Source organism: Streptomyces sp. NPDC050997 (assembly GCF_040660135.1).
Taxonomy (GTDB): Bacteria; Actinomycetota; Actinomycetes; order Streptomycetales; family Streptomycetaceae; genus Streptomyces.
Map to the genome: position 1 here is coordinate 46,908 of NZ_JBFAGK010000012.1, position 21,179 is coordinate 68,086.

Below are 21,179 nucleotides of genomic sequence, written 5' to 3' on the forward strand. Positions count from 1 at the left end.
GGGCTTCAGCCGGACGATCGTCCCCATGGGCTATAGGTGAGGCCCGGGGACACTGTCCCCTCCGCAGCCACGTACAGAGGAACGGTCAACCGCCTCGGGTTGTTCCTTGCGCTGCCCGAGTGCCGCTGTGAGGTGGAGCACCCAGACCGCCCCACATGGTGGAGTTCAGTTGAGGAAGTCGGCGATGAGGGTGGCGAATTCGTCGGGACCGGCCAGCCGGATACCGAGGTCTTCGGCCTTGGCCCGCTTGGATCCGGCGCCCTCTCCGGCGACGACCAGGGTGGTCTTCTTGGAGACGCTGGAGGAGGAGCGGCCGCCGGCGCGTTCGATGAGTTCGTTCATCTGGTTGCGGCTGAGCTTTTCCAGTACGCCGGTCATCGCTCCGGTCACGACCACTGTCATTCCGGCCAGCGGCCCGCCCTCCGCATCCGCACTCCCGGTGCTGCTGTCGGCATCCGCACTCCCGGTGCTGCTGTCGGCGTCACCGGCCACGGGGGCGGGCGGAGTGGCGCCGGGCTCGCTCAGGTTCACCCCGGCGGCGGCGAGCTTTTCGATGAGTGGGGCGAGTTCGGCGAGTTCGGCGACGATGGACGGGGCCTTCTCGGTTCCGATGCCCTCGACCTGTTGCATCGTTTCGGAATCGGCGGCGCGGATGTGGTCCATCGTGGCGAAGTACCGAGCGATCCGGCGGGACATGGAGCGTCCGGTGCCGCGCACCCCGAGCGCACACAGCACCCGCGACAGCGGCTGATCCTTGGCCGCGGCGATGGCGGCGAGGAGATTGTCGGTGCTGGTCGCGCCCATCCGCTCCAGGCCCAGGAGTTGGTCACGGGTGAGGGTGAACAGGTCGGCGAGGTCGGCGACCAGGCCGGCGTCGACGAGCTGGACGACGCGGGTGTGGCCGAGGCCTTCGATGTCGAGCTGGTCGCGGCCGGCGGCGTAGGACAGGGCGGCGACCAGGTGGCAGTTACGTCCGTTTTCGCAGCGCCAGCGCTGCTCGCTGGTGTCGATGCCGGAGCCGCAGCGCGGGCAGGTTTCGGGGAAGATGATGGGCTGTTCGTCCCCGGTGCGCAGGTGGGCGACGGGGGCTTCGATGCGGGGGATGACGTCGCCGGCCCGGTGGACCATGACGTGGTCGCCCAGGCGCAGGTCGCGGCGGGTGATGTCGGCAGGGTTGTGGAGGGTGGCGTAGGTGATGGTGGCGCCGTCGATCTCGACCGGTTCCAGGACGGCGCGCGGGGCGATGATGCCGGTGCGGCCCACGTTCCACTCCACCTCGAGCAGCCGGGTGATCTTCTCGACGGCCGGCAGCTTGTAGGCGATCGCCCAGCGCGGGGCGCGCGTCCCGGACCCTGCCGACTGCTGGTCGGCGGCCAGGTCGGCCTTGATGACGATCCCATCGATCCCGAACGGCAACTCGGCCCGCAGAGACGCGATCTCCTGCACCCGGGCCAACACCTGCTCGGCGCTGTCGGCGGTGGAGCCGGCCACCGCGGTGGTGGCGGTGGTGTTCACCCCGAGCTTGCCGGCCCGGACCATGAGGTCGCTGTGCGGGCTCTCGCCCAGCCGCGCGGCGAGCGCGGTGTCGGTGTCGGTCAGGGGCAGCAGGCCGTAGCCGAAGAAGGTCATCGGGACGGTGTAGGCGCGCTCCTTGGCGCGCAGGGTGCCCGCCGCGGCGCCACGCGGGTTGGCGAACGGCTGCCCTCCGTGCGCGGTACGCACCTCGTTGCCGTGCTCGAACTGGGCGGTCGTCATGAGGACTTCGCCGCGCACCTCGACGGTGACCGGCTCGGCCAGCTCGAGCGGCAGGCCCTCGATGGTGCCGATCGCGTGCGAGACGTCCTCTCCGGCCGTCCCGTCCCCACGCGTGATCAACTGTCTCAGCCGGCCGCCCGTATAGCGGGCCGCGATCGCCAGCCCGTCCAGCTTCGGCTCGACGCTGAACCGCTCGACCTCGTGGCCGATACGGCGGGCCAGTGAGGTGGTCCAGGCGGTGAACTCCTCCGCCGAGAACACGTTGTCCAGGCTCAGCATCGCCACCGTGTGCGGAATATCGCCCTGAACGGCGCCGCCGGCGACCTTCCCCGTCGGCGAATCGGGCAGCACCTGCTCGGGATGGTCGGCCTCCCAGGCCGCGATGCCGCGCACCAACCGGTCGTAGGCGTCGTCGTCCAGCACCGACGTGCCGCCCGCGTAGTAGGCGGCCGACGCTTTCACCGCGTCCTCGACCGCCTGCGCGTAGGCGGCGGCATCCACGATCACTGCAGCTGGTGTTGTCATGCCTGTCATCCTGCCTGCCACCACTGACAATGCCCCTCTGGGCAAGTCGCACCGGGTCTTCAGACGTGGTTCCCGGCGTGGTTCCCGGAGACCACCCTGGCGTCGATCGGCGTCCGGCTTCGGCGCCGACGACGCACGATGGGGCGGGACCCGCCAGGAGGCCCCGCCCCATCTTCAATGGGTCATGCGCCAATGGGTCATACGGCAATGAGTCATGCGCCACTGGGCCATGTGACCGGGCTCAGAAACGGTCCGGGGCGCGCTCGGGGAGCGGAGACCCGGGAAGCGCGTCCCCCTTCTGGTTCTTCCGTGCCTCCGCGTTCGAGTCGGCCGTCGCCTCGCAGGTCACGTCCTTCGCCGGGAGCGTGCCGGTGCGCAGGTAGTCGGTGACCGTGTTGTCCGTGCACGCGTTGCCGTTCGGGTAGACGCCATGGCCCTCGCCGCCGAGGACGGTGACCATTTTCGAGCCCTTCAGGTCGGCGTGCAGGGCCTGACCGCTGGGCAGCGGGGTCTGTGAGTCCCACTCGTTCTGGACGACCAGGGCGCCGACCTTGTTGTTCACGATGGTTGCCGGTTCCACGGACTTGTCCCAGAACGCACAGGGCTTGATGCTGGACGCGAAGTCACCGTAGAGCGGGTAGCGGCCCTTGTCCTCGATGGCGTCCTGCCGGTAGCTCTCAGGATCGCGGGACCACGCGGCCGAGTTGTCGCCGCACACCACGGCCCAGAAGCTCGCCGTCCCGTTGTCGGACGGTATCTCGGCGGCATCGGTGGCGGCGCCTGCCGTCCCGGTCCCCTCGGGTCCGGCGAATGCCGCGAGCTTCTTCGCGGAGGCGGGCTCGCCGTCCGCGGCCTTCTTCAGCTCCACGAACTCCTCGGTGGCGTACTGCGGGGTGAAGACCGCCCGGCGCATGCCGCTCCGGATGTCATCCCCGGTGATCAGCTGCCCCTCTACCTCGATGGGCTTCTCGTCGGCCTGCGCGACCAGGTCCCAGAAGGTCCTCTCGACCTCCTTCGGGGTGTCACCGAGGCCGTACTTCTCCGAACGCTCGGCGGCCCACTCGGTCCACCGGTCGAACGCGGGCTCGGCGCCCTCCGCCCACCACTGGATCATCCCTCGCCAGGCGCGCGCCGGATCGACCGCGCTGTCCAGCACGAACCGGTCGGCCCGGCCCGGGAAGAGTTGGGTATAGACGGCGCCCAGGTAGGTGCCGTACGAGACACCCACGTACGAGATCTTCTTCTCACCGAGGATCGCCCGGAGCAGATCCATGTCGCGCGCGGTGTTGCGCGTGGTGATGTGCGGGAGTGTGTCGCCCGTTTTCTCCTTGCACTTGTTCGCGACGTCGCGTGCCCAGGCGACGTCCTTGTCGAACGTCTCCTCCTTGTACGGCCGCAGCCAGTTCTCCTCCTCCGGCTCCAGATCGCAGGAGACCGGGCTGCTCTGTCCCACACCGCGCGGGTCGAAGCCGATGAGGTCGTACTTCTGCCGTGCGGACTCGGGGAGCACCTCCTGTATCGACAGCGGCATGTAGAGCCCCTGCCCTCCCGGGCCGCCGGGGTTGGAGAACAGGACACCGTGCCGCTTGTCGGGCGCGGTGCTCTTGATCCGGGATATGGCTAAGTCGATCCGCTTGCCCCCGGGAACCCGGTAGTCCAGCGGGACCTCGATCGTGGCGCACTCGAACTCCGCCGGAGTGTCAGCTTCGCACCGCTTCCACTGCGGCTTCTGCTTCACATACCGGTCCAGCGCGCCCTTGGCGGCGGACGATGAGGCGGTCGACGGGGGAGCGGCCCGAGCGGCGGTGGCAGTTGAGGTGGCGAGCACGGGAGCCAGCGTTGCCGTGACACTCACGGCCACCAGGGGCGCGAGACGTCGTCTGTGCACGATATGGATCCTTCCGGTCGCATGTTCGGACAGGAAGGATCTTTCAGGAACCGGCCACGCATACGGATCCTTCGCCGGGTTGCACCTTCCTCCACCCTGGGAATGACACAACAGTGGTGGGTGGTACCGGAGTTGTAGGGGACGACAGCCCTCGGCGACAGCTCGATGTCGACAACACCGACCGCCCCGGTCAGTACCCGGAGTGTCGTAAAACGCGTGGATGCCACGCGTGTTGAGTCTGTCATCGAGGACCAGCACTGCGAGGTAGGCGAGTTACTGGAAAGCGATGGCCGGGCCGCCGCGATCGTGGGTCATCAGCGCGAGCGCGGCGCTACAACGACGAGCGTCTGCACTCCGCCCTCGATTGCACCAGCCCCTGAGTGTCGCCCCCTGCGAATCGCCCCCTGAGAATCGCTGTCGTTCGTGACCTCGACGCCGTCGTGCGCGTAGCGGACGGGTCACCGTGCAGGCGCCACCCACTGCCGGTGCGGACGGCATCACGCCGTCGACGCCGTCAGTGCTGTGTTGTGTGTTGCGGACTCGGGCCGCGCGAGTCGGAAATGACCTGAGCGAGCAGGCGCAACGCGCTATGAGACGCAGAGTCACGGGGAGCCGTGGCGAGCACCAGATGGAATTCGCCGTTACGCGGTGGTCGCAGGCTTTGCTGCGTGACGGTGAGGACGCCGACCAAGGGGTGGCGCATTTCGTACACGTCCGAGTCGCAGGGACGCACACTGTGATCGGCCCACATCGAGGCGAATTCAGAACTGGCCATGGCCAACTCACCAACGAGCGAGGCGAGTTGACCGTCGTCGGGATGGCGCCCCGCCACCATGCGCAGGTTCTGGACGACCGCCCTGGCCTTGTCGGGCCAGTCGGCGTAGAGCGCACGGATGTGGTCGTCGAGAAAGACCAGCCGGGCCAGGTTGGGACGGTCGTCCGGAGGCTGCGGCGCGGAGAAGTCGAGGTGGGAGGCGAAGAGGGCGTGACCCATCGGGTTCCATGCCAGCACATCACCGCGGCGTCCGCTGACCAGGGCCGGGACATCACCGAGCGCCTCCAGCAAGTCGAGCGTGGCGGCGTCGGCGTGCTCCTCGGGAGGCCGACGGACGACCGGACGCCGTCTCACACTGCCGGCCAGGTCATGCAGGTGGTGGCGCTCGGCCTCGTCCAGCCGCAGGGCCTGGGCGAGGGCGTTGAGGACCTCGGGGGAGGCTCCCACTGACTGACCCTGCTCAAGACGCGTGTAGTAGGAGGAACTGACTCCGGCCAGCAGCGAAAGCTCCTCGCGTCTGAGCCCCGGCACCCGGCGCCGGTCTCCGTAGTCCGGCAGCCCGACATCCGCCGGGCGCAGGCGGGCCCGCAGCGTCTGGAGGAAATCCCCGAGTTCTCTCTGTCCGTGCATGAAATCCAGTATGCGGTCGAGTTCGACATGGAGCCTGACCCCGCCAGGGATACGCACGGGACGGTCTGGCCTCCTCTCCTGACCTGCGGTGACAGTGGTTCAGCAAGGGTTCACCGGAAGCAGTGACCTCTTTCTCCGACCACCACCACTTCACGCACTGAAGGAATCATGCAGAAAATCGTCAAGCGAGCTGTCATCACCGCCGCTGTTACTCTCGCGGCCCTCTCCTCGATGACCCCCGCCAACGCGGTCTCGGTGCCTCTCTCCGAGGCTCGAATCGTCAGTCACTTCGACGCTGCGCAGGGGCAGTTGCCGGAGAACGCCGTCATTGGGCGCCACGGCTCGGTGTACGTGACGTTCGCCGCGGCCCGGCAGGTGGCACGCGTCGACCGGGACGGTACGACACACATTCTCGCGACTCTTCCCGCGCCCGCCGACGGCGGCGCCGGCACACCCGTGCTCGGCTTCGCACTGACCACCGGCATCGCGCGCACCGACGACGGCTCGCTCTACGTCCTCTACGCCACCGGCACCTCGGAGCTGACCGGACTGTGGCGTCTGAAGCCGGGACAGGACAAGGCGGAGCGGATCGCCGCCCTTCCCGCCGACGGACTGCCCAATGGGCTGGCCTACGACAGCAGGACACGCGCCTTCTACATCACGGACTCCGTCCTCGGCACCGTGTGGTCCGTGCCGCAGCAGGGCGGAAAGGCCACCGCCTGGTCGACCGCGCCCGAACTCGCCGAGAGGAACTTCCTCGGGGCCAACGGCATCCGCGTGCACCAGGGTGCACTGTGGGTGACCAACCTCGATCAGGGCACCGTGCTCAGCTTCCCACTGCACAGCCGCCACCGTGGGGCCGCTCCCACCGTCAGGGCGTCCGGCTTGGAAGGCATCGACGACTTCGCCTTCACCGGCCGGGGAAACGAGCTCATCGCCGCTCTCAACGTGCCCAACAAGGTCGTGCGCGTCACGTCCGGCGGCGCGAGCAGTGCGGTTCTGGACGCGTCCGACGGTCTGGAGAACCCCAGCTCCGTCGCGGTCGACGGGCAGAACATCTACGTGACCAACTCCGCTTACCACACCGCCACAGACCCCAACCTGCTGCGCGCCAAGCTGGACCGCCACGGCCGCTGACCAGGTGAACGGCCGCCTCCGGGTGGCCACGGACAAGGCCAACCTCTGTCCATAACACGCCTTCGATTCCGACCGCGCCCCAGGCGAGGTCCAGCCAGTCCTGCGCGGTGGCGCGGTCGGTGGTGTGCTCGGTGGCGCGGTCGGTGGTGTTCGGGCACAGCGTGAACGGGGCGCCAAGCACATCGCGGGCGAACAGGTCGGGGGGAGAGTTCAATCAGTCCACTTTGTTGTGACTGGCTCTGTCCTGGCCGTGTGGGCGCACGTTGGGATGGACCTGCTTCCGCCGTCGGGTGGGACGTGCAGAATCCGCCGCAGCCGCTACCGAAAGGTCCTCGATGACCATGCCGCGCACACGCTCGTTCGTGCAGGTCGACGTGTTTTCCACGAGCCCCTACTCCGGCAATCCGGTCGCGGTCGTTCTGGACGGGACGGGCCTGAGCGATGAGGAGATGCAGCGTTTGGCGCGTTGGACGAATCTGTCCGAGACCACGTTCGTACTGCCGCCCACTGTCCCGGAGGCGGACTACCGGCTGCGGATCTTCACCCCGGGAGGCGAGCTGCCGTTCGCCGGGCACCCCACCCTCGGCTCCGCGCGCGCCTGGCTGGACGGCGGCGGCATGCCGCACCACGCCGACCTGGTCGTGCAGGAGTGCGCCGCGGGCCTGGTCACCGTGCGCCGCGGTGAGAACACTCTGTCTTTCGCCGCCCCGCCTCGTGTGCGTGACGGCGCGCTCGACGACGACCATCTGAACCGGATCGTGGCCGCATTCGGCATCGCACGCGACCGGGTCGTGGCCCACCAGTGGGTCGACAACGGCCCCGGCTGGGCCGTGGTCCAGTTGTCCACGGCCGAGGAGGTACTCGCCCTCGAACCTGACTTCTCCCGCATCCCGGCCGCGATGGTCGGCGCGATCGGCACCTACCCCGAGGGATCCGAGTACGACTTCGAGATGCGTACCTTCGCCCCGGGCGCCGGCGTGCCGGAGGACCCCGCGTGCGGCAGCATGAACGCCGCCGTCGGGCAGTGGTTCACCTCCACCGGCGCCGCACCCTCGACCTACCGGGTCTCCCAGGGCACGAGGCTGGGACGGGCCGCGAGCATCGAGATCGCCGCCGATGAGGACGGCACCGTCTGGGTCAGCGGGGCCGCCACCATCTGCATCCGCGGCACCATCACTCTCTGACCGCCCCACCACCGGAGCTGGGACGGGACCGTCGTGTGGTGTCGGCGGAGAGAGTCTTCATGGTGACGTAGCTGGTCACCGTGGCCACGCCGGGCAGGCCGGCCAACTGGTTGGCGTGGAAGTCCTCGTAGGCAGGCAGGTCGGCGACCTCGACCTGGAGCAGATAGTCGAAGTTGCCGGTGATGTGGTGGCAAGCGACCGCCTCGGGCAGCCGGGTGACCGCGCTCTCGAACGCGACCACGTCCGCGCGGGTGTGCCGCATCAGCCGCACCCCGGCGAACACCCGCAGGCTACGGCCGACCGCGGCGGGATCGATCACGGCCCGGTAACCGCGGATGACCCCGGCTTCCTCCAGTTGCCGCACGCGCCGCAAGCAGGGCGACGGCGACAGCCCGACCAGGGCGGCGAGCTCGGCGTTGCTGATGCGACCGTGCTGTTCGAGCACGGCCAGAATCGACCGGTCCACCTCATCCATGGTGGCAGATTATTGCTCTCATGGATTGACTACCACAATCCCATGCCCGCTCTCCGCGCAATTTGCTGCCAAAGTTGCCAAGATCCGCCCACATCGGAGCGATGGTCGGCCACGCTTCAAGGCGTCACACCGACGGTCCACGGAAGGGCAGCCATGCCGGGCAACAGCACCATCACCGTCCACGCCGATCGCGAAGTCCATCCCAGCCGCGCCGTGGCACCGCCCATCTACCAGACGGCGACGTTCTGGGCCGAGGACGGCGAGACGTTCGCGCGGAGCGCCGTCGAACCGCGGGGCAAGGACTTCTACACCCGCTTCGGCAACCCGAACCACGCACAGGTCGCGGCCGTCGTCGCCGAATTGGAGGGCACCGAGGCGGCCATGGTCACCGCGTCCGGGATGGCCGCACTCACCACCTCCGTGCTGGCCCTGGTGTCCGCCGGTGACCACGTCATCGGGCAGAAGTCCACCTACGGCGGCACGGGCTCGGTGCTGCTGAACCTGTTGCCGCGCCTCGGTGTGTCGACCACCCTGGTGGACCAGACCGACCCGGAGGCGTTCGCGAAGGCACTGACCCCGCAGACCTGCCTGATCCTGGTGGAGTCGCCGAGCAATCCGCTGCTGCAGATCACCGACCTGCGCGCCGTCGCGGACCTGGCCCGCGCGCACGACGTGCTGACCATGGCGGACAACACCTTCGCCACCCCGCTGAACCAGCGCCCGGCGGACCTCGGCATCGACCTGGTCTGGCACAGCGCGACCAAGTACCTCAACGGCCACTCCGACGTCTCCGCCGGAGTGCTGGCCGGGCCGGCCGAACTCCTGAACCGGATCTGGGACGTCGGCCTGCTCACCGGTGCCACCCTCGGCCCCATCGACGCATGGCTGCTGCTGCGCGGCATGCGCACCCTGCCACTGCGGGTGACACGGCACAACGCCAACGGCCAGGCGCTCGCGGAGGCGTTGAACGGGCATCCAGCCGTGACGACGGTGCACTATCCCGGTCTGGCGACCCACCCCCAGCACAAGCTGGCGGCCAGTCAGATGAGCGGTTTCGGCGGGGTGCTCGGCATCGAGTTCACCGGCGGTTTCGAGATGGCCGACGCGTTCCTCGGCCGGCTGCGCTACCCCCGTCGGTCGGCCAGCCTCGGCGGCGTGGAATCCCTGGCCGTGCATCCGGCGTCCATGTGGCGCGGGATGCTCAATGAGGAACAGATCGCCGAGTCGGTTCCGCTGGGCCTGGTCCGGCTGGCCGCGGGCACGGAGGACACGGCCGACCTGGTCGCCGACGCGCTGGCCGCGGCCGACGCGGTACACACCACGACGGCGAGTGCCTGAATCACCGAGAGAGCACCGGTCGCACGGTGCGGCGACGCCGTCCACCCGTGCACACAGGTGACCGGCGCGGTTCTCAGTTGTACATCACCGGCGGCCCGGCGCCGGCCCTCTCCCTCGTCGGCTGCCAGTGGCGGCGGTCGGGCGGCAGAAGGCCGTGACCGCCCGCGTCTGACCTGCGCGGCCGGGAGCAGAGCCGCGACAGGCGCCGCCGCCACAACATGATCTTGAACAATCAGCAAACACTGTGAAGGAGTTCACCCGATGAAAACCCTGCTCACCGGCGGCACCGTGGTCAGCATGGACCCGGCTGTCGGAGATCTCGACCGCGGTGACGTGCTCATCGACGACGGCGTGATCGTCGAGGTGGCCGAACGGATCGACGCGCCGGACGCCGAGGTGATCGACGCGACCGACCGGATCGTCATGCCCGGCTTCGTCGACAACCACCGCCACACCTGGCAGACCGCGTTCCGAGGCGCCGGCGCGGACTGGACGTTCCCCGAGTGGGCGGCGGCCATGCACGGCACGGTCAAGCCCCACTACCAGCCCGAGGACGTCTACGCAGGCACCCTGCTCGGTCGACTGGAGGCCCTGCACTCCGGCGTGACCACGATGCTGGACTGGTACCACGTCGCGCAGAGCCCTGAGCACGAGGACGCCGCCGTCGCGGCGCTGCGGGACGCGCCGGGACGGTCGATCTTCTGCCTCGGCGCCGGATGGGGCACCCCCGACCCCGTCGACGCCGCCATCCGCCGCGTCCGCGCCGACCTGACCGGGGACGGCTTGGTCACCATGGCGCTCGGGCTGCGCGGGCCCGAGGCCACCAGCATGGACACCGTCGCCCGGGAGCTGAAGCTGGCGGCCGAACTCGGCCTGCGCACCAGCCTGCACGTCGACGGCGACGGGACGCACCGCCCGGTCGCCGATCTGCACGAGCACGGTCTGCTGCGGGACACCACCACGTTCGTGCACGCCAACGGGATCAGCGACGAAGAGCTGCGGATGCTCGCCGGCGCGGGCAGCTCGGTGTCGATCAGTCCGGACGTCGAGCTGAAGATGGGGTTCGGCTGGCCGATGACCGGCCGGGTGCTGGCCGCGGGCCTGCGCCCGACACTGTCCATCGACGACGTCCCGTCGGTCGGCGGCGACATGTTCTCCACGATGCGTACCGCCTTCGCCGTGCAGCGAGGCCTGGACGGCGGCCTGCGCTCCCGCGACCTGCTGGCCTTCGCCACCGTCGACGCCGCCCAGTCGTGCGGACTCGCTGCCCGAACAGGCAGCATCACGCCCGGCAAGGACGCCGACATCCTCCTCCTGCGCGCCGACGACCTGACCGTGTTCCCGGTCACCGACCCGACCGCCACCGTCGTCAGCGCCGGCCACCCCGGCCTGGTGGACACCGTCCTCGTCGCCGGCCGCGTGGTCAAACGCGACGGCGTACTGGTGGACGTAGACCTGCCGGCGCTGAGGACCCGGCTGCTCGCATCACGCAACCGGATCGCGGCGGCCGCCGACATCCCGCTCGACGGCACCTGGCGCCCACGGCCGGAATCGGAAGGTGCCGGACGCGATGGTGGACCTGGCGCTGGACGTCGGTGAGCAACTGGGCAGGATTCTGGGAGAGTTGGTCCTCCTCCAGCAGTGCTTGACCGTCGAGGAAGCAGAGCACGCAGCGGTGCCGGCCGCCACCGTCCCGGCGCGGGAGCGCGCACCGTCCGGGGGAGATGGCTCCACGAACGTGTCTTGGAGCTAATCTCCAGCGAGTTGTGGCGGTCTCACTTCCTGGATTCGAAGACGGGACGATCCGGCGACATCAACTCGTCGTCGGGCACGCCGATGTTCTGGCAAGCGGTCAGGCACCACCGCCCGCCTTCCTTCGCCATGATCCACAGCGGAGAGCCCACGTCCGGTCCGTCGGGTGTCTGGTACACCTGGCGCAGCTTGACCGCGGCGACGTCGGGGCGGATGAACAGCACGTGCTCCAACTCGAACGTCATCGTCAGGCCCTGCATCGCACCAGGAAGCACCTGGTGCGTGAAGGTCGAGATCGCATCGCGGCCGAAGAGGCGCTTGCCGTGGCCCGTTGTCCAGATCGCGTCGGCCCGGAAAAGGCTGAGGAACTCGTCGGGGAGCTCTTTGTTCTGGGCGTGTTCGACCGTGGCGACGACCTGCTTGATCGCTTCGATCTCGGCCTCGCGTGTCCGTGTATCGATGTCTGTACTCATGGGGGCAACTGTGAAACGTCAACCTCACTTGAGGTCAAGGCTTTTCGGCGACCTCGCTCGCCGGCCGACCCGAACTCGACAAGGCCCTCGACCACGCCCATGCCGGCGAAACCTTCGTCATCACTCGGCTCGCCCGCGCCGCGTCGGTGACATCGTCGGGCCCGCCCAGACGATCGAACGCCGTCGTGCCGGCGATGAGTTCGGCCGGGCCCGGCGCCTCGAAGAACGATCCGTTGGTCGCCGTCCGGGTGGCGCCGGGAGCAACCGTGTTCACTCCGCTCAGTCGCGCAGCGTCCTCATCGCCGTTGACCAGGCCTCGAGCTCGTCGAACAGCTGGGTGACCGAGGCGTCGTGGTGCTCGGCCGGCTTGAAGAGCGAGAGGTTCTCGAAGTCGGTGAACAGCGAGAAGGTCAGCTGCTGGTGGGTGTGGGCGAGCTGGACCGCGCTGGCGATGGTGCGCAGGTGCTCGGCGGCGCGGATGCCGCCGACAGTGCCGTAGGAGACGAAGGCGGCGGCCTTGTTGTTCCACTCGGCGTACGCGAAGTCGATTGCGTTCTTCAGCACGCCGGGGATGGAGTGGTTGTACTCCGGGGTGACGAAGACGTAGCCGTCGAACTCGGCGACTTTGGCGGTCCAGGCCTTGGTGTGCTCGCCCTGGTACTGGCCCATGGACGGCGGCAGCGGCTCGTCCATGAAGGGCAGCGGCCAGTCGGCGAGGTCGACCAGTTCGTACTCGGCGGCGGTCCGGGCGCCCGCGCGGTCGATGACCCAGTCGGCGACCGCCTTGCCGTTGCGGCCGGGGCGGGTGCTGCCGAGAATCACGGCGATCTTGAGTGTGCTCATGACGTTCACTCCTTCCACGGCCGCGCCGCTAGGCGGGGCCGCCGTCGGTGCGGCGGGCTCGGACGGTCGCGGTCAGCCGCAGGTGCCGTCCGGCCATGCCCTTGAGTTTGGTGACACCGTGGGCGTAGCGGTCGACGGTCGCGGTGGCCTCTACGGCGATCTCGTCTCCGTCGACCTCGGCGCTCGCCACGGTGAACGTGACAGGTGCGCGGACACCATGCGCGGTCAGCAGCCCCGGCAGGGCCCAGGCGCCGGCCTCGTCCAGCTCGGCCCCGGTCGAGGTGAACACGACGTCAGGGTGGCTGGCGGTTTCCAGCAGCGCCTTGGACAGGACCTGGCGGTCCCGGTTCTTGTTGCCGGTGTCGAAGCTGGCCGCGTCGGCGACGGCGTCCACCCGGCTGCCGGTGAGCGGCTCGGCGAGGGAGACCGTGCCGCCGCGCAGCCGGAAGCTGCCGCGCACGGTACCGAGCCCGAACATGTGCTTGGTGGTGAAGGTGATCTCGGAGTGGGGGACGTCGATGGCGTATTGTCCCGGCGTCGGCGTTGCGGTGGTCATGATGACCTCCCAGATAACTTGACCCTTCAACTCAAACTCTAACCCTCTGGACTTGAAGGGTCAAGTGAAACATTTTGGTTGTTCAGGTGAGACCGAGCTGGGAGGCAATGGCCGTGCCGGAGGAGTGGCAGTCGACCGGCGGGCGGCTCCAGCGGGCCGAGACGGGTGCCCTGCGGCCTTGGCTGCACGGTCACGACGTCGCGCAATCAAGTCAATGCCGAGCGCAAGCCCTGCGATGGGGTTGAAGTTCCAGGAAAGAGCTAGAAGGTCGCTTGAGGTGTCAAGTCAGCGTGCGGGCGAGTCGATGCGCTGCAGGATGCGCTCGGCGTCCTGGCCGAGGCGGCGCAGGCGCTCGCCGGAGAGGTTGTCCACGACCAGGTGGCGGACGTAGGCCACGTGCGCCGGAGCGGCGGATTCGAGCTTGCCCATGCCGGCGGGCAGGAGGATGGCGTTGGTGAAGCGCCCGTCCGCCGGGTCCGGCTCACGCCGGACGTAGCCGCGGGTCTCCAACCGCTTGACCATGTGCGAGAGCCGCGACAGCGACGTGCTGGTGTTCTCGGCGAGCACACTCATGCGCAGGGTCCACTCGGGGGCCTCGGACAGCATGGCCAGGGTCATGTACTCGACCATGCTCAGGTCGGCGTCGAGCTGCAGCCGCGTGTCGATGGCCCACGGCAGGCGGGTCATCAGGCGGACCACCGACAACCAGGAGGCCAGCTCGCCGGGGGTGAGCCACAGGTCCGCATGCTCGTCTACCTGCGCCTGGGGCGCCTCATCCTGGGGGGTCACCCTGGGAGCGTATCAGCCGCGCCATGCGGATTACATGGGTCAGTCTTAGGGCTCCTTGACGGGCGTCATAACTTGAATGCTCATGTGATGGCGACGTACGCTCAAGGGGCCTCGCTCGTCCTCCAGGACTGCGGCGGCCACTCCGGCGTGATCCACTCCGGCCTCGCCCAGCGGATGAGCGCCGGAAGCGGGATCCTGAACTCGGAGAAGGGCGACACCCACCAGGGCCTCGGGCATGGACCGACACCGCGACGCGACCAAGGCGTGGGCGTTCTCGCCCAGGGCGACGCGGCCTGCTTCACCGCGACCGGGGGACAGGACGTCGCCGCCGTCGAGCCGGCCGAAATCCTCATCTGGGAGATGCAACCCACAGCCACCGTGTGATGGGCCGACCGAGCGCGGATCGTCGACGAGACCGATGGTCATCAAGCACCGAGGATCGGTCGACTGTGGGGGAGGGGGCGTATCAGGCATTCGGACCACGGCGCGGCGACGTCCAGGACATCTGAGACATCGCAGCTAGAACAGGTTCAACGTCAACGTCAACGGTCAACGGTCAACGTCAACGGAAGGGAAGGCTGAGGATGACCACCGCAATCGTAGGAGTCGGCAACATCGGGAGTGCCGTCGCCCGGCATTTGGTGGCCGGGGGCGAGACCGTCGTCCTGGCGGGGAAACGCGCGTCACGTGCGGAGGAGCTCGCGGACGAACTCGGGTCGCCGGCACGCGCCGCGTCCGTGCAGGACGCGATCACGGGTGCGGACACCGTCGTGTTCGCCATCTGGCTGGATGCCATGAGGGAGCTGATTCCGCAGGTCCGATCGCTGCTTGAGGGCAAGGTCGTGATCGACCCGTCGAACCCGATCGCGTTCGACGACAAGGGCCAGGTCCGGCGGTCCCTGCCCGAAGGGCAGTCGGCCGGATCGGTGATCGCCGCCCTGCTGCCTGCGAACGCCCACTACGTGAAGGCGTTCGGCACCCTGGCCGCCGACGTGCTCGCGGCAAGCGCGAACCGCTCGCCTCGCCGTGCGGCGCTCTTCTACGCCACCGACGACAACAGCGCCGCAGTGACGGCCGAGCGGCTGATCCGCGCGGCCGGCTTCGACCCAGTGAAGGCCGGCGGCCTGGCCGCCGCCGAACGCATCGAGGCACCCGAAGGCGACCTGCACCAGTTCGGGCTCAACGGCCAAGTCGTCGACCTCGACCAGGCGCGGGCCGAGCTTGACGCCGCCCACCAGTGAAGCCAGACGCGAAGGATTTTCATGGCTTCGCCGCAGCCACACCTGCGGGGACGCTTGAGCGCCCATGACAGGTCGTGCGCTTCTACGCTGCGGGCATGACCTCGCGACACGAGCAGTGGGACCGGCTGCGCCGTTCGCTGTGGCAGCCGCCGCGCGCGCATGGCGAGCAGCCGTCCGAGCGGGTGGTCGGTCCGCTCGAGTTGTTCTACGACCTGGTAGTGGTTGTGTTGGTTGCCCAGGCCGCCCACCACCTGGCAGACCACCTGTCCTGGCGCGGTCTGGGCGAGTTCGCCGCAGTGTTCGCCCTGGTGTGGATCGCCTGGTTCAACGGCAGTCTCCACCACGAACTGCACGGACACGATGACGCACGCAGCCGGGTGGTGTTCCTGCTGCAGATTCTGGTGCTCGTCCCGCTGGGGGCGTTCATTCCCGAGGCCGGCGGTGCACGCGGAGTGGTCTTCGCCGTGGACGCGGGGGTGCTGTTCCTGGTGCTGGCTCTGCTGTGGCTCCTCGCCGGGCGGGGAGACAGCCCTGAGTTCCGTCGCCCCAGCGCGCTCTTTGTGGCCGGGACGGCCGTGTGCGCGGTAGTGCTGGCCGCGAGTGCCTTCCTGTCTGCGGAAGCCCGTGTACTGACGTGGGGCATGTTGGCCGTCGTCTACCTGGCGGGGTTTGCGGCCATTATCGGTACGGCCGCCCCAGTGCAGGCCGCCTCGCTCACCGTGACCGCCTCACTCACCGAACGGTTCGGGCTGCTCATCATCATCGTGCTCGGCGAGACCGTGGCCGGCGTGGTCGAAGGGCTGGCCCATGAGACGACCGGCGCGCTCACCCTCGCGGTCGGGCTCGTCGCCGTCGTCGTCGGGTTCGGCGTCTGGTGGACGTACTTCGACTTCGCCGGGCACCGTCCGCCGAGGCCCACCCGCGCGAGCACCGTGCAGTGGATGCTCGTCCATCTGCCGCTCACGGCCGCGGTGGCCGCTATGGGCGCCGCGATGGTCGGTCTTGTGGAACACGCCCACGACGGCCGGACTCCAGCCGCGACAGCCTGGGTACTCTGCGGCGGCACAGCCGTCGTGCTCGTTACGACGGTAGTACTGGCGGCCTCCCTGCACGTCTGGCGCCAGGAGCGCGGGCTCTACCGGCCGCTGGCCCGTATCTGTGCCGTCGTGGCCGTGGCGTGCCTGGGAATCGGGGCCGTACGCCCGGCTCCACTCGTCCTCGGTCTCACCCTCACCCTCCTCCTCGGTGTGCCTTGGGGATTCGCCGTGGCATACCGCCTGTCCCGCAATGAGGAACCCATCCCGACAGAGAGGGCGTGAGTGCTTCTCGGCGGCAGGCGTCTGCGACGGTGCGGTGTCGATCAAAGGACGAGGGCCTCGTCAAAACACTCCAGCCCCGTGCCGTGCGTGCCCTCGCCCGGATCCTGACAGAGGATGCGCGCTGACGCGGGTGGGTACGAGGTCGCCGCACGAGCATTGCTTCAGCGCGAGTGGCCCCTCGCGGATCTACCGTCCCCGGTCACCGAGCCGCGAATCAACATGACCGGCTGTTTACGGCCGGGTGCGAATCCCCTCGTACAGGAGGTCGAGTACTCGGCTCACCTGATCGCGGTCCTCGAGCACGTCCGCGACCATGGCGACGCCGCTGAGGGCCACGACCACGTCGTCCGGTTCGACTTCGGGGCGCGTGATCCCCGCCGTCGCGGTTGCCGACAGCAGCATGGCGACGGCTTCATCGACCTGTTCGCGGCTTTGTGCGAACGGGTCCCTGCCCGCGGCCACGACGGCTCGGATCGCGTCCCCCAGGCCGATCTTGGTGGCCCAGTAGTCGACGAACCGGTCCATCCAGATGCGCAGGGCGTCTTGGGGTGACAGCTGCTCGAGCAGTTCCGCGGCCGCGGCGCACACGGCATCCAGTTCCGAGCGGTATGCCGCCTCGATGAGGTCTTCCCGTGCCGGGAAGTGGCGGTAGACGGTGCCGACACCGACGCCGGCCTGTTTGGCGATCTCGGTGAAGGGGACGTCCGGGCCGCGCTCCACAAACAGGGGCAGCGCCACCTCGAGGATGCGCCCGCGGTTGCGTTGTCCGTCCGCGCGTGGTCTGCGCGGCATTGGCTCGGCCACAGTTACCCCCAATAGCGGAATCCATTCCACTTGCATGATACATGCAGGTCCCGGCCATTCGTCCCGACTCGGGCCCGCGCTGAGCCGACCCTCCTGCTGCTTGCAACCGAAATACGTTCCGGTTAGCGTGGCATTAACGGAATTCATTCCGGATATCTGTGGCTCCCCACCGCGGCAGCGGACAGTCACCGCCTCCACGGGGAGCGCCGACATGAACGGAGCCCGCACATGAGTACTCACGAGCGTTTCACCACGCCCTTTGGTTTCCACAGCACCGCCAGCGAGGTCATCGAAGGTGTCGATCTGACCGGCAAGCACGCCATTGTCACCGGCGCCACCTCAGGCATCGGGGTGGAGACGGCGCGTGCCCTGGCCGGTGCCGGAGCCGACGTCACCCTCGCCGTCCGCAACGTCGAGGCCGGCAATCGCGTCGCCGAGGAGATCGCGACCAAGACAGGCAACTCCAAGGTGGCCGCCGCGCCACTTCAGCTGGCCGACCGGGCCTCGGTCACCTCGTTCACCGACGCCTGGCAGGGTCCCCTGCACATCCTGGTGAACAACGCCGGGATCATGGCGCTGCCCGAATTGCACCGCAGCCCCGAGGGCTGGGAACTGCAGTTCGCCACCAACTACCTCGGACACTTCAACCTGGCCCTCGGCCTTCATCAGGCACTCGCCGCCGCCGGCGGCGCCCGCCTCGTCTCTCTCACCTCCACCGGGCACCTCTTCTCCCCGGTCGTCTTCGACGACATCAACTTCGAGCGCCGCCCCTACGAGGAATGGACCGCTTACGGCCAGTCCAAGACCGCCAATGCACTGCTGGCCGTCGGAGCGGCCAAGCGGTGGGCCGACGACGGCATCACCGCCAACGCGGTCATGCCCGGCGGCATCCGCACCGGCCTCCAGCGACACCAGGAGGGCAGCATGACGCCGGAGATCGAGGAAGCCTTCGCGAACTTCAACTGGAAGACCGTCGAGGAAGGCGCCGCCACCTCAGTCCTGGCGGCCGCGGCCCCGCTGCCCGAGGGCGTCACCGGCCGTTACCTCGAGGACTGCAACGAAGCCGAGGTCAAGCCCGCCCTCGACCAGTCCGCCACCAGCGGCGTGCTTCCTTATGCCCTCGACGCGGACAGCGCGGAGCAGCTGTGGGACGTCGCGACCGGGATGCTCCGCGCATAAGCCATAGCGATCGCGTGCGGCAGCACCGTACGGGCGTTGACGATGCCCGACCCGGCCGGCAGCGTCTCCGGCAGCTCGAACACCGTCAGCGCCGCTCTCCCACAGCCGCAGCCCCGTACGGACCATCGAGTCGGCATACGCCGCATTCCGCCCCAGGCAGCGAAGTCCTTGGCGGCGTCGGGGGGTTGACCAGACCCAGCTCCCGCGCTGGGGCGCTGCACCACGTGTATGCGCCGGGTCGGGTCACGGGTGCTCGGAGGGCTCCTGCCTGCCCACGCTGACCAGCCCGGTCTCGTAGGCGGCGATGACGGCCTGGACGCGGTCACGCAGTTGGAGCTTGGCGAGGATGCGCGAGACGTGGGTTTTGACCGTCGTCTCGGCCAGGTGCAGGCGGTCGGCGACTTCGACGTTGCTCAGTCCTCGGGCCACCAGACCCAGGACTTCGCGTTCGCGCGGGGTCAGCGAGGCGAGGTTGCGGTGGATGGCGGTGGTGCGGCTGTCCTGCTGCGTGCTGTGTCGATGTTCGCCTGCGGCGATGTGCTGATGGTCGCCTCCGGCACCGTACTGAAGTTCGCCTCCGGCACGGTGCTGACGTTCGCCTCCGGCACTGCGCTGAAGTTCGCCTCCGGCACTGTGTTGACGTTCGCCTCCGGCACTGTGTTGACGTTCGCCTCCGGCACTGTGTTGACGTTCGCCTCCGGCAAAACGCTCCACCAGCCGGCGCGTGACGGCCGGTGCGAGCAAGGCGTCGCCGGAGCGGACGGTGCGGACCGCGGAGATCAGCTGCTCGGGGGTGACGTCCTTGAGGAGGAAGCCGCTGGCCCCGGCGGACAACGCCGCGTAGACGTACTGGTCGAGGTCGAAGGTGGTCAGGATGATGACGCGGGGTTCGCCCGGGGCGCTGGTGAGGATGCGGCGGGTGGCCTCCAGGCCGTCCATCTCCGGCATGCGGACGTCCATCAGGACCACATCGGGCCGGGTACGGCGGACCGCGTCGACGGCTTCGGAACCGTTGGCGGCCTCGGCGGCCACCTCGATGCCGTCGGAGCGCAGGATCATCCGGAATCCGGTACGGACAAGGGTCTGGTCATCGGCGAGCACCACGCGCAGCGGCGGCTCGGTCACGGTGCCTCCAGGGGGATGAGTGCCTCGACACGGTAGCCGCCGGTGAGGCGCCGGCCGGTGCGCAGGGTTCCGTCGTAGACCGTCAGGCGCTCGCGCAGGCCGAGCAGTCCGCGGCCGTTTCCGGAGGCCGCGCCGGGACCCGGAGGGCCGCCGGTGTCGGAGACTTCCACCCGGAGCCGGTCGGGATCGTACTCGACGGAGACGGTGGCACGTGCCCCGGACGCGTGTTTGACCGTGTTGGTCAGTGCCTCCTGGACCACGCGGTACGCGGTGAGCCCGATGCCGGGTGGCATGGGGCGGGCCGTTCCGGTGATCTTCAGGTCGACCGGTAGGCCGGTGTCCCGGACCCGCCCGATGAGTGTTTCCAGTTGCTCCAGATCCGGCTGTGGGGTCAGGTTCTCGGCGTCGGTCGCATCCTGGTCGCCGCTGTCCATGGTGAGCAGGCCCATGACGTGACGCAGTTCGGTCATGGCCGCCCGGCCGCTTGCCTCGACGGCGAGCAGTGCCTCGTCGGCCTCGTCGGGGACGGCTCTCATGACCCTGCGGGCGGCGCCGGCCTGAATGACCATGACGCTGACGTTGTGGGTGACGACGTCATGCAGTTCGCGGGCGATTCTGGCCCGTTCCTCGTCGACGGCGCGGCGCAGCGCTTCGGCCTGCTCGCGTTCCACGGCGGTCAGCCGGACGCGGCCCTCGTCGGTGCGTACCCGCCAGGTGCGCAGGCCGTTGGCGGCCATCGCGAGTGGCCCGAGGATCCACAGGACCACGTACTCGTTGGGGACGATGCCCGGCTGATACGGGTAGACGTGGGTGGTCGAGGCGCCCGACGTGTAGACCAGGAGGACCGCCGTCGGTACGGCCGCCAGGGTGGGAATCCTGTACGGGCTGTAGGCAGAGGCGCTGTAGACGGCAACGACGAGGGGGTAGAAGGTCAGCCGCGCAACGTCCTGAGGGGTCAGCAGCGCCAGGCAGGTCACGGCGCACAACACGGCGAGCGGGTACCGGCGGCGCAGCACCAGGGCACCCGAAGTGGCGAGCGCGAGGGCGCTCAGGGCGACTTGCGCATCCGTTCCCGACGGGTGGATCGACCTTTCCAGACCGGGGAGGACCTCGCGTATCTGATGGTCGGCGACGTCGATGGCGTAGTACACGGTGGCGACGGCGAAGGCCGCCGCCACGGCCAGGTCGAACTGCCGGCCGCGCGGGGTGAGGCGCGGTACCGGTCCGGTTGGGCGCAGCGCACGGCGGGCCGCCTCCCTCAGCCGGTCCACCGCTGTCGTCTCGTTCGTCACCGGCACATTCTCACCGCCACTCCGTCCTCGTGGGATCCGTCTTGCGGATCAGACCTGGCACACCGCGTACATCAGCCGCCTACTTCTCAGGGATGACCC

The 21,179-nt window shown here is 68.9% G+C and carries 19 protein-coding genes; 8 read left to right on the forward strand and 11 right to left on the reverse strand.

Features of this window, described 5'->3' with window-relative positions; translation table 11 throughout:
- Positions 1-165: 165 nt before the first annotated feature.
- The 3 genes from ligA to AB0H86_RS26040 all read right to left on the reverse strand — a co-directional run bounded on the left by ligA (position 166) and on the right by AB0H86_RS26040 (position 5,573).
- Entirely contained in the window at positions 166-2,280 is a 2,115-nt protein-coding gene (gene ligA, locus AB0H86_RS26030; RefSeq protein WP_362443380.1) for an NAD-dependent DNA ligase LigA, read from the reverse strand.
- Between the two features lie 241 nt (positions 2,281-2,521).
- Positions 2,522-4,168: an alpha/beta hydrolase gene (locus AB0H86_RS26035; RefSeq protein WP_362443383.1), complete on the reverse strand. Its 1,647-nt coding sequence runs from the start codon at positions 4,166-4,168 to the stop codon at positions 2,522-2,524.
- A 514-nt stretch (positions 4,169-4,682) separates the two neighbouring features.
- The gene (locus tag AB0H86_RS26040; RefSeq protein WP_362443386.1) at positions 4,683-5,573 is read right to left on the reverse strand and encodes a helix-turn-helix transcriptional regulator; all 891 of its coding nucleotides are present in this window, start codon (positions 5,571-5,573) and stop codon (positions 4,683-4,685) included.
- 168 nt (positions 5,574-5,741) lie between these two features.
- Here AB0H86_RS26040 and AB0H86_RS26045 point away from each other — a divergent pair, with 168 nt between their 5' ends.
- Both AB0H86_RS26045 and AB0H86_RS26050 read left to right on the forward strand, forming a co-directional pair.
- Positions 5,742-6,710, forward strand: a complete 969-nt coding sequence (locus AB0H86_RS26045) for a hypothetical protein (RefSeq protein WP_362443389.1) — start codon at positions 5,742-5,744, stop codon at positions 6,708-6,710.
- Positions 6,711-7,051: 341 nt separating this feature from the next.
- A complete protein-coding gene (locus AB0H86_RS26050; protein WP_362443392.1) occupies positions 7,052-7,894 on the forward strand; it encodes a PhzF family phenazine biosynthesis protein in 843 nt (280 codons plus the stop codon).
- On the opposite strand, the gene AB0H86_RS26055 is transcribed toward AB0H86_RS26050, so the two are convergent.
- Entirely contained in the window at positions 7,884-8,369 is a 486-nt protein-coding gene (locus tag AB0H86_RS26055; RefSeq protein ID WP_362443395.1) for an Lrp/AsnC family transcriptional regulator, read from the reverse strand. The two genes, AB0H86_RS26050 and AB0H86_RS26055, sit on opposite strands and share 11 nt — an antisense overlap.
- A 153-nt stretch (positions 8,370-8,522) precedes the next feature.
- On the opposite strand from AB0H86_RS26055, the gene AB0H86_RS26060 reads away from it, so the two are divergent.
- Both AB0H86_RS26060 and AB0H86_RS26065 read left to right on the forward strand, forming a co-directional pair.
- Positions 8,523-9,707, forward strand: coding sequence for an aminotransferase class I/II-fold pyridoxal phosphate-dependent enzyme (locus AB0H86_RS26060; RefSeq protein WP_362443398.1), 1,185 nt, complete (start codon positions 8,523-8,525; stop codon positions 9,705-9,707).
- Between the two features lie 261 nt (positions 9,708-9,968).
- Positions 9,969-11,306 carry an amidohydrolase family protein gene (locus AB0H86_RS26065; RefSeq protein WP_362443400.1) on the forward strand — a complete coding sequence of 446 codons (1,338 nt, stop codon included), beginning with the start codon at positions 9,969-9,971 and terminating at the stop codon, positions 11,304-11,306.
- A 176-nt stretch (positions 11,307-11,482) separates the two neighbouring features.
- Here the strand turns inward: AB0H86_RS26065 and AB0H86_RS26070 are convergent, their stop codons facing one another.
- From AB0H86_RS26070 to AB0H86_RS26085, 4 genes are all read right to left on the reverse strand, one after another.
- Positions 11,483-11,932 (reverse strand): SgcJ/EcaC family oxidoreductase, encoded by a 450-nt coding sequence (locus tag AB0H86_RS26070; RefSeq protein ID WP_362443403.1) that lies wholly within the window; start codon positions 11,930-11,932, stop codon positions 11,483-11,485.
- A 279-nt stretch (positions 11,933-12,211) separates the two neighbouring features.
- The gene (locus tag AB0H86_RS26075; protein WP_362443406.1) at positions 12,212-12,775 is read right to left on the reverse strand and encodes an NADPH-dependent FMN reductase; all 564 of its coding nucleotides are present in this window, start codon (positions 12,773-12,775) and stop codon (positions 12,212-12,214) included.
- A gap of 28 nt (positions 12,776-12,803) precedes the next feature.
- A complete protein-coding gene (locus AB0H86_RS26080; protein ID WP_362443409.1) occupies positions 12,804-13,331 on the reverse strand; it encodes a YceI family protein in 528 nt (175 codons plus the stop codon).
- A gap of 285 nt (positions 13,332-13,616) precedes the next feature.
- Positions 13,617-14,120 (reverse strand): MarR family transcriptional regulator, encoded by a 504-nt coding sequence (locus AB0H86_RS26085; protein WP_362443412.1) that lies wholly within the window; start codon positions 14,118-14,120, stop codon positions 13,617-13,619.
- Positions 14,121-14,207: 87 nt separating this feature from the next.
- Between AB0H86_RS26085 and AB0H86_RS26090 the strand changes: the two genes are divergently transcribed.
- The 3 genes from AB0H86_RS26090 to AB0H86_RS26100 all read left to right on the forward strand — a co-directional run bounded on the left by AB0H86_RS26090 (position 14,208) and on the right by AB0H86_RS26100 (position 16,680).
- Positions 14,208-14,504 carry a hypothetical protein gene (locus tag AB0H86_RS26090; protein WP_362443415.1) on the forward strand — a complete coding sequence of 99 codons (297 nt, stop codon included), beginning with the start codon at positions 14,208-14,210 and terminating at the stop codon, positions 14,502-14,504.
- Positions 14,505-14,704: 200 nt separating this feature from the next.
- The gene (locus AB0H86_RS26095; RefSeq protein WP_362443418.1) at positions 14,705-15,361 is read left to right on the forward strand and encodes an NAD(P)-binding domain-containing protein; all 657 of its coding nucleotides are present in this window, start codon (positions 14,705-14,707) and stop codon (positions 15,359-15,361) included.
- Between the two features lie 95 nt (positions 15,362-15,456).
- Positions 15,457-16,680, forward strand: coding sequence for a low temperature requirement protein A (locus AB0H86_RS26100; protein ID WP_362443421.1), 1,224 nt, complete (start codon positions 15,457-15,459; stop codon positions 16,678-16,680).
- Positions 16,681-16,911: 231 nt separating this feature from the next.
- Here AB0H86_RS26100 and AB0H86_RS26105 read toward each other — a convergent pair whose 3' ends face one another.
- Positions 16,912-17,418, reverse strand: coding sequence for a TetR/AcrR family transcriptional regulator (locus AB0H86_RS26105; protein WP_362443424.1), 507 nt, complete (start codon positions 17,416-17,418; stop codon positions 16,912-16,914).
- Positions 17,419-17,712: 294 nt separating this feature from the next.
- On the opposite strand from AB0H86_RS26105, the gene AB0H86_RS26110 reads away from it, so the two are divergent.
- Positions 17,713-18,663 (forward strand): SDR family NAD(P)-dependent oxidoreductase, encoded by a 951-nt coding sequence (locus AB0H86_RS26110; RefSeq protein WP_362443427.1) that lies wholly within the window; start codon positions 17,713-17,715, stop codon positions 18,661-18,663.
- A gap of 243 nt (positions 18,664-18,906) precedes the next feature.
- Here AB0H86_RS26110 and AB0H86_RS26115 read toward each other — a convergent pair whose 3' ends face one another.
- Positions 18,907-19,788: a response regulator transcription factor gene (locus AB0H86_RS26115; protein WP_362443430.1), complete on the reverse strand. Its 882-nt coding sequence runs from the start codon at positions 19,786-19,788 to the stop codon at positions 18,907-18,909.
- Positions 19,785-21,080: a histidine kinase gene (locus AB0H86_RS26120; protein ID WP_362443433.1), complete on the reverse strand. Its 1,296-nt coding sequence runs from the start codon at positions 21,078-21,080 to the stop codon at positions 19,785-19,787. The genes AB0H86_RS26115 and AB0H86_RS26120 overlap by 4 nt, the downstream gene beginning before the upstream one ends.
- Between the last annotated feature and the right edge of the window lie 99 nt (positions 21,081-21,179).